Annotated in this window: 5 protein-coding genes; all 5 read right to left on the bottom strand. The window is 76.3% G+C overall.

All coding sequences use genetic code 11. The annotated features are described in order from the left end of the window. Positions 1-54 precede the first annotated feature (54 nt). The 5 genes from ACFRQN_RS19225 to ACFRQN_RS19205 all read right to left on the bottom strand — a co-directional run bounded on the left by ACFRQN_RS19225 (position 55) and on the right by ACFRQN_RS19205 (position 11,899). Positions 55-1,251: a hypothetical protein gene (locus ACFRQN_RS19225; protein WP_380741291.1), complete on the bottom strand. Its 1,197-nt coding sequence runs from the start codon at positions 1,249-1,251 to the stop codon at positions 55-57. Beyond that, positions 1,248-3,320: a hypothetical protein gene (locus ACFRQN_RS19220; RefSeq protein ID WP_241853077.1), complete on the bottom strand. Its 2,073-nt coding sequence runs from the start codon at positions 3,318-3,320 to the stop codon at positions 1,248-1,250. Before ACFRQN_RS19220 ends, ACFRQN_RS19225 begins: the two co-directional genes overlap by 4 nt. Then, complete coding sequence (locus tag ACFRQN_RS19215; RefSeq protein WP_380741290.1) at positions 3,317-5,875, bottom strand: hypothetical protein; 2,559 nt, start codon at positions 5,873-5,875, stop codon at positions 3,317-3,319. Before ACFRQN_RS19215 ends, ACFRQN_RS19220 begins: the two co-directional genes overlap by 4 nt. Then, a complete protein-coding gene (locus tag ACFRQN_RS19210; protein ID WP_074004770.1) occupies positions 5,872-9,432 on the bottom strand; it encodes a tubulin-like doman-containing protein in 3,561 nt (1,186 codons plus the stop codon). Before ACFRQN_RS19210 ends, ACFRQN_RS19215 begins: the two co-directional genes overlap by 4 nt. A gap of 97 nt (positions 9,433-9,529) precedes the next feature. Beyond that, entirely contained in the window at positions 9,530-11,899 is a 2,370-nt protein-coding gene (locus tag ACFRQN_RS19205) for a vWA domain-containing protein (protein ID WP_158077756.1), read from the bottom strand. Positions 11,900-11,988: the final 89 nt, after the last annotated feature.

Here is an 11,988-nt window from a genome sequence, read left to right as displayed (position 1 = left end):
GCCCGGACAAGGAGTGCGGGCCGGTGGGACATCTGGGGGGGCGGCCGGGTGTGGCTAGGCCGTACGGGTCCGGCCCCGGTAGGAGAGGTCCTCCTCCCGGAGCAGCAGGAGTGCCTCACGGCCGGTCAACCGGCGGATCCAGCCGTCCAGTTCCTCGGCTTCGGCCGGGTCGGGGCGGGGGTTGCGCAGGACCGCCTGCAACCGTCCGGACGCGGGCGAAGGGGCGGGTGGCTCAGGTGAGGACGGTGCGGCGGACGGCGGCCGGGGCTCCGTGTACACCGACCCCCCGTCGTCCCCCGGCCCCTCGCCGGGATCGCGGGACTCCGGGCGGCGGTTCGTGTCGAGGACGCGCGCGAGCCTCCGCAGCCGCTCCTCCGCCGGCAGGCTCGCGCCGTCCCGCAGTCCGTCCTTCAGTTCCGGCAGGCCGGCGCCGCCGGGCCCGCGCTCGACCGCGGCCAGGCAGCGGCCGACCAGGCGGGCCGCGAGCTCGTGCGCGCGGTCGTCCTCGGGCCGCCTCGGGTCGACGCGGTAGCGCGCCCGCTGCCGGCCGCCGTCGGTCGACCAGTCGGAGACCCAGGTGGCCAGCAGATCGTGGCGATCCGTCATGTCGTGGGTGGCGAAGGTCCAGGGACGGCCCAGCCACAGCCCGAAGATCTGGAGAAGGCCCGCGACGACCACGCCGGACCGGTTCTGCTCCGGCCACCCCGGCAGGGCGTCACTGCGCAGCGAGAGGCGGCACTGCGGGTGGCGCAGCAGGGCGGCGGTGGCGGCGGTGAGCGTGTCACGGACGTCCGGCAGGAGGGCCAGGGTGTCGGCCCAGGCCGGCACCACGGTCGCCTCCAGGTCCGCCATCGCGAGCCGGGGCTGCCCACCGTGGGCCTGTTCGGCGAACTCCTGCCCGCTCCACGTCCAGTCGCGCAGGGCCAGGCAGGTGCGGGGGCCGAGCAGGCCGGTCGGCCCGACCAGGACGTGGGCGGCCGTGTTGGGCCGCCCGCCCGGGTCGGCCGTGGGCCAGCGCTGGACGAGGGCGGCGCGATCGTCCCGCAGCCGGGTGCGGACCACGCTGGGGCACGGCGCGCCGTCGACCCGCAGGAACGGGGCGAGCTCCTGGCCGAGCTCCTCGGCGTCCTCCTCGGGGCAGGACCAGGCGGCGGCGGTCAGGCCGGCGCTGCGCCGGCCCTGGTTGCCCTGCCAGCGGAAGACGATCTGGTCGACGGCGTCCCGGTCGGAGCCGGGGCCCTGAGCACTCATCGGTCCACCTCGTCGACGGGTCGGCCCTCGGGGAGTTCGACGATGCCGTGCATCGCGAACAGCGAGAGCAGGGGTTCCAGGACCCGCTGGGCGCGGACGCCGCGCGGGTAGCGGCTGTCCTCCTGCCGGCCTCCGGTCGCCGAGGCCACGTGCAGGGTGCAGTGCAGAGCGGTGTCGAAGGGGCGCAGCCAGGCCTTTCCGGCATCGCGGTCGAGCAGTGCGTACACGTCGCGGCTCTCCTCGTGGAGCCGTCGGCGGCTCAGCGCGGTGTGGCCCGGTTCGCCGAGCCAGCGGTCGACGGGGGGTTCGGACCGCAGCAGGTCGGCCTTGGCGACGACCACGGCGGACGGGACGGTCAGGTAGGGGCCGGTGCGGGGGACGCGGTCCAGGACGGTGGCGAAGGCCGGGTCGCCGTCCCGGTTGACGTGCTGGTCGAGCGTCGTGCGGACCTCGTCGAGCTGGGCGAGCGGCATGGCGATCGTGGGGTCGACGACGAAGATCAGGGCGTCGATGCCCAGCAGGAACCGCAGCAGGGCGTCCGTGCGCAGCAGGTCCTCGCCGGCGAGGTCGAAGAACGCGAGCGGCCTGGTCCGTCCGGACGCGTCGGTGATCAGCAGGGACTCGACGAACCGGGCGGTCTCGTCCTGGCCGAGGCCGGCGGTGTGGGCGAGCACCCGGCCGTCGCGCAGCGGCACCACCCGGCTGTTCAGGAATCCGGCGTGCTGGCGCGGGTTGACGGACTGCCAGCTGATGCCGTACGGCTTCAGCCGGTCGTCGGCGATCTCGGCCACCATCTGGGTGAGCAGGTGGCTCTTGCCGGTGTTGGACTGCCCGATCATGGCCACCGTCAGCGGGCGGCCGTTGGTCAGGTAGGGGACGGGGATGTGGTGCTCCCGGACGGTGCCGTTGCCCGGGCAGAGCTGGAAGGCGCCGCGCAGTTCGTCGGCGAGCAGTCGCGGGTTGGGCTGGGCGTGCGGGTTGTAGGGGCGGAGCTCCTGGACGGCGTCGGGGGTGTGGAGGGCGGTCGGGTCGTAGCGGATCGGCTCCAGGCAGTACGGGCAGAGCACCTCGCCGGTCGGAGCACCGGCCGGGTGGCCGATGGCCTCGCCGACCGCTTCGCCGGGCGCCACCGCGCCGGCCGGACGCTTCGACGCCAGCGCCCGGTCGTACCCGGCGCGGTGCGCGGCGAGCCCGTCGGCGGGCAGCCGGTCGGCGGCGGGGGCCCGGTCGGGGGCGAGCAGGGCGAGCAGGGCGGCCGGGGTGGGGCGGTCGGCGGCGCGCGGGGCGAAGGAGGAGCCCATGGTGTGCGCGAGCGAGCGGTGGTCGGCCAGGTCGGGCGGCGGCCGGTCCGGGGCGCCGGGCCGGCCGGTGACCAGGCTGTACATCACCTGGGCGGCGCTCCACAGGCCGTCGCGGGGGTCGCTGCGACCGGCGCCTTCGCGTACCTCCGGCGGTGCGTACGGCGCGGCGCCGCGCGGTGTGCGGGGGCGGCCGGCGTGGGTCACCGCGTCGAGGCCCCAGAGCTGGATCCGCCGGCCGTCCCAGCGGACCGTCTCCGGGGCGATCCCGTGGTGGACCAGGCCGAGCTCGGCCAGCACGGCGAGGGCGTCCACCAACTCCTGTTCGATGACGCGCAGTTGGGCGCCGGGCAGCCCGTGCATCCGCTCGACGGTCCGGCCGCGCGGCGGCCGGTAGAGCGCGAACGGCTCGGCCGCGTCGAGCTCGTAGCCGATCAGGACCGGGAACGGCCCGCTCGCGCCGGGGGCTCCGAGCGCGCGGTGCAGCCGCAGCGCGACCGCGGTCTCGGCGTCGATGGCCGCGCAGGAGGCGAAGGCCGCCTGGGCGCCGCCGGGCGCGTCCGTCCCGGCGGCCCGGACCTGGACGCACTTGACGGTGTTGTTCAGCAGCGTGTTGCGGGTCCGGACCGGGCCGCGGGAGAGCGGGCCGGTGTCGGGGCCGAACCGGGCCCAGGTCCGGTTCCGCCGCCCGTCGGGGGTCAGGAAGGACAGCTCGACGTGTTTCGCGCGGGCGGGCTCGCCGGACCGGGGACCGGGCCCGGGGGTGGTCACCACTCGTACTCCTCGCTCTCCGGTGCTTCGTCGTGCCACTGCCGGACGGTCCTGACGACACCGGGTTTCAGGCCGGTCAGCCGCAGCAGGCCCGCGTACCGGCCGGCCGCGGTCAGCACCTCCCGCTCCCCCCGCGGGCCCGGCGCGCCGCCGAAGTACCCGTCACCGTAGGGCGTGTCGGGTCCGACGGTGTCGCGGGCCGCCTCCGGGCCGAAGCGGATCAGCGCGACGGCCGACGGATCGCGGCTGAGCAGGTCGAGCTGCTCCGACGCGTTCAGCTGGACCACGGTGTGCCCGTCGGGGTCGAGGGCGGTGGAGTCGGCGGCCCGTCGGGCGTCGATGCCCAGCAGGCCGACCGGCCCGCCGCGGTCGCGGTGCGGCGAGGCGAAGGGCGGGGCGGAGAGCACGTCGTTGTGCCGCAGGTGGTCGCGGGCCACGCCGAGGAGCTCCCGGACCCGCTGGGCGATCCGCTCCTGGGCGGCGTCGCCGACGTGGCCGCGCTCGACCGCGCCCCAGTACGGTTCCAGCGCGGTCAGGGCGGCATCGGTCAGATCGCCGGTCAGCACCGTGACGAGGTCGGGGCCGCCCTTGGCCTCGCCGCGCTCCAGCCAGGGCGGCACGACCGCGGTGGGCCCGGGGTCCGCCCCGGCGCCGGACCCGTCGGCCCCGAAGTCGGCCCCGAAGTCGGAGCCGCCGTCGCCCGCGGCGCCGAACTCCCCTGCGGACCGCGGCGGTTCGAGGTTCCAGTCGTAGTCCTCCGTCCACGACGGCTCGTCGAACTCGGGCCCTTCCTCACCGGACTCGTACAGCCAGAGCTCGGCCCCCTCCTCGGAACTCTCGGCTCCCTCGGCCGCCTCGGGCCGGTCGGCGGCGAGGCCGCGCGCCGCCTCCTCCTCCGCGGTGTCGGCCGTCGTCCGCAGCACCCCGACCACGGCCAGCGCGGCGTCCGCGCAGTAGCGCCGCTCCTCGACGGCCCAGAACTCGCGCAGCGCGCGGGTCAACAGGGCGTCCAGGCCGTCGAGTTCGCCCCGCAGCGGGACGACGCCGCGCTCCCGGCCCCAGCGCTGGGCGTAGCCGTGCCACAGCCCCAGCAGCAGCCGGCCCCAGCAGCCGAGGGCGAGCAGCAGGGCGAGCGCGGCCGCCCAGACCGGCAGACCGGTCAGCCAGGCGCCCGCAACGCCCCCGGCGGCGCCGACGAGCGCGGCCGCGCCGAACCACGACGCGTACACCGCCCGCGCCGAACCGCCCGGCAACCGGCGAGCGACCAGCAGCACGCCCACCAGGACCAGCACGGGGACGGTCAGCGCGGCCGGCAGGGCCGCCCCGCTCCACAGCCCGCCGAGGACGCCGGTCAGCGCCGTGAGGGCGAGGACGCCGGCCCCCGGCGGGTCGGGCTCCGGGCGCCGGCCGTCCGGTCCGCCCGCGCGCAGCCCGTCGAGGGCGGCGAGCAGCGGCGTGTTGGACAACGGCTGCACCTGTTCGGCGAGCTGGGCGAAGCGCTGCGCCACCGCGCGCAGCGGCAGCCCGTCGCGCAACAGCCCCAGAGCGAGGCTGCGCAGGCTGTCGCCGATCCGCTCGCCGCTGGTGGCGGCGGGCGCCACGGCCACCCCGAGCCGGGCGAGCCGGGCCGCGGACTCGGCGGCGGGCTGCGCACCGGCCGTCCCCCCGTCGCTGCGCAGGACCTGTCCGACCACATCGTGGTAGCGGTCCAGTGCCTGCCGGGCGCGGCCGAGCGCCGACTCCAGCTCGGCGCGGCCCGCGCCGGTGAGCAGGCCCGCGGGCCTGCCGAAGGCCAGCAGTCCGGCGTCCGCGTCGGCAAGGGCCTCGGCCGCCGCGTCGTGGGCCCGGGCGGCGTCTCCGCCCTCCTCCCGCCGGCCGGGGCTGCCGGAGGCGGCGCCGACGGCCAGCGTGGAGAGGGCGGGCGGCAGGTCGGCGCCGGTGTGGGCCGCCACCCCGGCCGGGGCGGCGGTGCGGGAGCCGGCGAACCGCAGCAGCGCCTCGCTCCACGCCTGGCTCCGGACCTCCGGGGCCAGGCCGTGCTCCAGCACCCGCAGACCGGGCGCGGCCACCCCTTCGGGCAGCGCGCCCAGCACGTCCAGGGTCTCGTCGAACACCTCGGGGAGTCCGAGCAGGTCGACCAGGACGGCCAGCGCGTGCGGGTCGTCGGGCGCGGCGGCCCCGGGCCGGCCGTCGCCGGCGTGGAGGTCGCCGGCCCAGATCAGCCCGGCCTCGGGGCCGCGCAGGGTGTCGGGACGGACCAGTCGGCGCTCGGCCGGGTGGCCCTCGGGGGGATGGGCGGTCAGGTCGCCGACCAGCAGGCAGAGCACCCGCACCCGGCCGGGCGCGGGGTACCCCATCAGCTGCTCGTACCTGGTGCGGTGTCCGACCAGGCCGGCGGGGGTGTCGACGACCAGGAAGCGGTGGTCGTGCGGCCGCGGCCGGGGGAGCCGGGCGGTGACGGCGTTCCGCAGGTCGGCCGGGTCGGTGCCGGCGAGTTCGGCCGTGCGGAGGTCGAGGTGGACGACCGGGGTGTGAGGACGGATCGACTCACTCATGCCGATTCGCCTCCCTCACGGCCGACGGCCTGTCCGTCGAGGTCGTCGTAGTACCAGGACGGCGGCTCGGCGGGCCCGTGGTGCGGCTCGGCCGGCTTGCCGTACGGCTCGGCGGGCTTGCGGTACGGCCCGCCGTTCTCGTGCCGGTGGTCGGGGGCACCCCGGCGCTCATCGTCGCGGTCGCGGTCCTGCTCCGAGGCCCGAACCCGTTCGGGCTCACGCTCCCACCTGCCGTCCCGCTCCCGAGCCCGGTGCCGGTCCTGTTCGGGCCCGCTCTCCCGCTCCCGGTCCGGACCGGTCTCGCGCCGGCCACCGCCGTCGGCGGGACGGACGGTGCCCCAGTCGTTCTCCTCGCCGCGCGAAAGCCGCGCGGGCCCGTCGTCCTCGACCTCCTCGATCTCCTCGACCGGACGCGACGACAGCTCGCCGCGCTGGATCGCCTCCAGGAGCCGGCCCAGGTTCGGCTCGACGGCGCGGTGGTCGGGGAACTCCGCCTTCAGCGCCTCCGGCAGGGTCTCCGCCCAGAACTCCCACAGCGGGCGGAACCAGCCCTCGACGCGCTCCCCGCCCGACTCCCGGCGGGACGCGAGCAGGCGCAGCTGCTGCGGCGCGATCTGCTCGACCAGCCGGACGAACAGAGGGTCGGGACGGCCGACCGACCGGGTCAGCCCGACCGGACGGGCCTCCATCAGCTGCTCGCAGTAGTCCCAGACCGTCCGCTCGTCGTCCAGCACGGTCCAGCGCTCGTAGGCGCGCAGCAGCTCGGCCCAGCTGGAGACGCCGTCGTGCTGCGCGCCGAGGCGCAGCCGCACACCCGGCGCGTCGGTGCCGCGCTCGCGGTGCAGCCGCAGCCGGATCACCCGGGGCGAGTCCTCGGAGCCCTCCAGCACGTCCACCTGGCCGTTCCACAGCAGGCAGAGCAGCCGGTGCAGCACGTGCCGGCGGTCCGCCTCGGTGGACACCAGCCAGTCGTCCCGGTGGCCCAGGCGCTGGCGCCAGCGCAGGACGTCCTCGGCCTGCTCCCCCTCCCTCGCCTTGGCCCACTGGCGCAGCACCTTGCGGACCTCGGGCACCTCGGTGAGGCTCATCTCGCTGCGGAACAGCACGACCGTGATCGACTCCGTCTCGACGCCGCGGAACTCCGCCCGCGCGTCCCCGGGCAGCCGCAGCGCCCGGCGCAGGTAGTCCACGACCTCGTCGACGTTCCCGACCTTCGGGTAGGTCACCAGCGCCTTGAGCGGCCCGGTGCCCTCCGGCACGAAGCCGGCCGGCAGCAGGCCGGCCACCTTGCGGCCGAACTGTTCCAGGGCCTCCCTGCTGACCTGGTCGCCGGCCTCGGCGCTGCCCGCCGCCGCGGCCAGCAGGACCCCCATGGACGGCAGCAGCGGACGCTCCTCCAACTGCTCGCCGCCATCCGCGAAGAGCCGCTTGACGCCGGCCTCCACGATCGCCTTGACCCCGCCGACCGCGCCGTCGGGGTCGCGCCGGCTCGCGGCGTGCGCCGTGCGCCACTCGTCACCCCCGACCAGCCGCAGCAGCAGGGCGGCCTGGTCCCCGCTGTCGGCCAGGCCCTGGCTGGTGGCGAGCCTGGCGACCAGGTCGTCGTAGAAGTGCCGCAGGTCGCGCTGCGGCGGCAACAGGTAGGAGACGCCGGTCCGGTCCTCGTACAGCACCCGGGACTGCTCGGCGAAGGCCTTCGGCTCCTGCGCGGAGTGCCGGTGCAGGGCCTCGACCAGGCGGGTGACCTCCCGCTCCAGGGCCCGGGCGGCCGGCTCCCAGCGCTGCTGCTGGTCCCGCCAGCCGTCGTGCCAGATCTGTCGGCCGCGCCAGCGGTACCAGGCGTCCTGCTCGCGCAGCACGGTCTGGACGTCCTCGTCCCCCCAGCGCGGCTGGGCGAGCCCGTAGGCCCGCCGCCTGATCCGGGGCACCGGCGGCGGCTGGTCCGGGGTGCCCGGGGGCAGGGCCGGGCGCCGGGTGCGGTTGTCGAGCAGGCCGAGGAAGCCGAGGCGGGCGAGGTCGTTGGCCTCCTCCGGCACCCCCTTGACGATCCGCTCGACGGTGAACGGGTCGACGGTGGCGAGCAGTTTGTCCACCGCCCGCCGGGGCGCGAAGTTCTGCGCCATGTCCGCGGTGCGCTGCGCCACCCGGCGGGCCAGGTCGGCGAGGGCCTGCTGCATGTCGCCCTGTCGGGCCATCAGCGCGGCCTCGATCGCCGAACCACCGCGCGGCTCCGAGGCGAACGGCTGGAGCTCCAGCGCCCGGCGCTCCAGGAGTTCCTCCAGACCGGAGTCCGCGAACATCTGCTTCACCAGCTCCTCGGCGGGCCGGTGGGTGCGGCGGGAGCCGCTGCTCAACTGCTCGACCGAGGCGCGCAGGAAGCGGCCCGAGACCAGGGACGCCAACTCGTCCACGGGCGCGGTCATCGAGGCGACCAGGCTGGTCGAGACGCCCTTGCGGCCGATCCCGGCGTCGGACACGATCGACCGGGACACCCCGCGGTTGATGAAGCTCTGGGCGAAGGTCTGGTAGTCGTCGTCGGCCCGGGACCGCCCGTTCTCCCGGCCGTCGCCGAGCTCGGTGCCGATCAGCGACATCACCAGCGAGACCATCGAGCGGCGCAGGTCGTCCTGGCGAATGCCGGCGGTGCGGCTGAACAGGAAGGCGGTCGGCAGGATGCCGCTGCGCAGCCGGATCGGCGCGGTGTGCGGGTAGCGGATCCGCAGCGTCAGGTCCTTGTCGAGGTCGCCGAGTTCGGCCCCCTCGATCGGCGCGTTCTGCTCGTCCACCAGCCGGAACAGGTCGACCAGGGCACGGGCGGAGTTCAGCTCCGCCTCCCGGCCGCCCCCGCGCGCCGCCGGGAACGCGGAGGGCATCACCACCAGCGGGTGGATCTTGACACCGTCGAGGCGCTTCTCCTGGAAGGCGTGGTTGATCAGGTGCAGGTAGTCCAGGAAGATCCCGGCGCCGGTGCCACCGGCGACCGAGAACGCCACGAAGACGTCGCAGCCGGTCACCTGGCCGCCGCCGAGCTGGCTCAGGACACCGCCGGCGCGCGCGAGCACGTCGATGGCGTCGGTCAGCGGGGCCAGCACCGGGTCCAGCCCGTCGCGCAGGGTGCCGAACAACCCGGCGCGGCCGACCGTCGGCAGCTGCCCGGCGCCGTTCTTGAGCGGGACGACTCTGGGCTCGTTGGCGCGCGGCGGCAGCCAGGAGGCCGTCTCGTCGGAGAGGCTGGCCCGCAACATCTTGGTGATGTCGGGCGAACTGTCGTAGTTCGGCAGCAGGTTGGGGGTGGCGCGCGAGGTGCGGCTGTACGCGGCACGCAGCGCCGGATCGGCGGTGGCGAGCGGCAGGTGGGCCAGGTCCGCCTCGCTGAAGTCGGCGTAGACGAACTGCAGGCAGTCCGGCAGCTGGTGGGGCGCCATGCCGCCGATGTGGGTGAGTGCGGTGCCGTCGGGGCCGCACAGTTCGGCGCGCAGGCGCCGCTCCAGTTCGGCGCCGACGAGGCCGCCGGTACCGCCCAGGCCGACGAACAGCATCGGCTGGAAGATCTTCATGGGTTCCGCCTTCATCCGGCCGCGCGGGCGCGGCCGGCTCGGGTATCGACCGGCACGGGTCAGGGGTGGTGGAACGGGTGCTCGGGGACGGGGGTGCTCAGATGTAGTCGTCGACGACGGTCTGCGCGCCGGCGTCGGGTGGTGTGGGACGCCCCGCGGGACGGGTCCTGCCGCGCCGTTCGTCCCGGATCCCCACGGCGAGCCCGCCCGCGAGCGGCACCGGCCGGTCCGGCTGGATCCGGGCCCTCGCCTGCCCACGCCGCTCCAGCACCACTCCGCCGTCCAGGCTGCGCTGCACCCGGTACGGTCCGCCGGGCTGCCGGACGAGCCGGGGGTCGGGGCCGCCGAGGCCGTGCACGTCGAACGCGTACCAGCGCTTGGTGCCGGAGTCCGCGGCGATGTCGGCGACTTGGCGGCCCTCCGGGTCCAACAGGAGCAGCCTGAGCCCCGCCGGGTCCTTGCCCAGCCGCGCCCGCAGGCGCAGGGCCAGCCCGGCCAGGACGGCCAGCACCGCCACCAGGCCGCCCAGCAGCAGCGCCCACCACCAGGTCTCCCAGAAGGTCGGCGGCCGGGTGATCGTCAGCGACAGGGGGCTGTCGACCAGGACCCGGTCCCGGTCGGTGGTGTCGACCACGGTGACCTTGCCGCCGAGCCGCAGGTCGCCGCCGTCGAGCAGTCCGTGGAACGCGCCGGGCCGGGCCGCCGTCACCGCGACGTCCACCCGGCGGGACTCGCCGGGCGCCAGGGTGATCTCCTCCGGGGTCACGGCCAGCAGGCCCGGGGCGGTGTCCCGGAGGGCCGGCCGCAGCGTGTGCGGGGCGCCGTCCGCGTTGTGCAGGGCGAGGCTGCCGGCCAGCTCGTCCCCGGGGTGGAGCCGCCGCCCGGCGCCGTCGTCGAGGGTGAGGGCTGCGGTCACCAGCGGCACCGCCGGGGCCACCAGGGTGCCCTGCGAGCGGTCCTCGTCGGCCGTCAGCCCGGACGCGGCGAGGGTGCCGGAGACCTTGATCCGGCCGGTCGCCGCGGCGGGTACGGTCACCGTCCCGCTGAACGCGCCGTCGCCGGCCCTGCCGTCCGGGGCGGAGCCGTCGTCGGCCAGCTTGACCGGCACGGGCGCGAACCCCTCGCCGCTCAGGACGGCGCTGACCCGCAGGTCCTTCAGGTCCTGGGGATCCGTCACCTCCACCCCCTGGCGGGTCTGGAGCCTGAGTGTCACCACGGCCCGCTCGCCGGCCCGCGGCGAGGGCGGCGCCATGGTGATGGAGCCGCGCAGCGCGCCGCGCCACAGCACGTTGACGGTGGCCAGCTGCGCCCGGTGGTCCGCCGGGGCGTCCAGGTGGACCCGCCACTGGCCCGGCTTGGGGTCGGTGATGCGCAGCGACTCGACCGTCTGGTCGCGGGGCGAGAGTTCGAACTTCGAGACCGGGTCGGTGGTGGTGCCGGTGATCTCGCGGCCGTCGGGGTCGACGTAGGTGGCGGTGACGAGGGGGTCACCCTTGTCGACGACGATGCTGCCCACGGTGGTGAGCGGGGAGATCCGCACCTCGATGTCGATCGGCGGGTGGCCGGTGCCACCTGCGGTGGCGCGCAGGCAGTGGGCGGCGGCGAAGGCGGTCCGCATCGCGTCGGCGACGGCGGTGGCGTCCGGTACCACGGTCGCCCGGGGCTGGGCGTCGGGCAGGTCGACGCAACCGCCCTGGAAGCCCGCGGCCGCCATCCGGTCCAGGGCGGCCCGGTCGATGTCCGAGCCGAAGCCGAGCGGCCAGACCTGGATCCGGGCGGCCTGAGCGGCGGCGAGGGCACGGGTCAGCGCCTCCTCGCCGGCGGCGGCGCGGTGGGCCGGGTCGCCGTAGGCCGGGCTGTCGCCGACGTCGAGCCTGCCGTCGGTGAGGAGGAACAGGACCCGGGGCGTGGCCGGGTCGGCCCCGGCGGCGAGCCGGCTGACCCCTTGGAGGACGGCGTTCGGGAAGTCGGTGCCCTGTCCCTCGTCGGGCCTGCGGCTGCGCAGGTCGCTGATGCACCTGCCGATCCGGTCGCGGCCGGCGCCGTCCAGGACGGTGGGCGGGCAGACCTCGTCCACCGGGTGCTGGGACTCGTTGTCCGCGCTGGCGAAGCCGAGCACGGTGACGGTCGACTTCGGGTGGACCTCGCCGAGGGCGATCCCCGCGGCGGCGGCCCGCTCGCGGTCGACCTCGGCGGGCTTGAGGCTGCCCGACTCGTCCACGGCGATCGCGTAGTCGACCGGGCCGACGGCGGCCGGCGGTGCACTCGTCGGCGCGGGGGCCGTCGTGGGGGCCGCCGTGGGGCTCGGCTCGGCGGAGGCCGGGCCGGGCAGGAGGCCGACGGTCAGCAGGGACGCCGCGGTGAGGGCGGCGGCCCGCCCGAGTCCGCCGGTGGCACGCCGGCGCCCACGGGCCCGTGCGCCGGTCGGGCCGCGCCCGGGAGGGCGTGCGAAGAGCAGGTGTGGCACCGTCGTCTCCTCTGGATCGGGGGTGCGTTCCACCGGTCGGCGGACGGACAGGCGTCGGCCGGTGGCAGGCGGTCGGGGTCTGGCGGTCG

The sequence above is a fragment of the Kitasatospora sp. NPDC056800 genome, assembly GCF_042789775.1.
Taxonomy (GTDB): domain Bacteria; phylum Actinomycetota; class Actinomycetes; order Streptomycetales; family Streptomycetaceae; genus Kitasatospora.
Note: the sequence above shows the minus strand (reverse complement) of the source record. Positions and strands in the feature narration are given on the sequence as shown.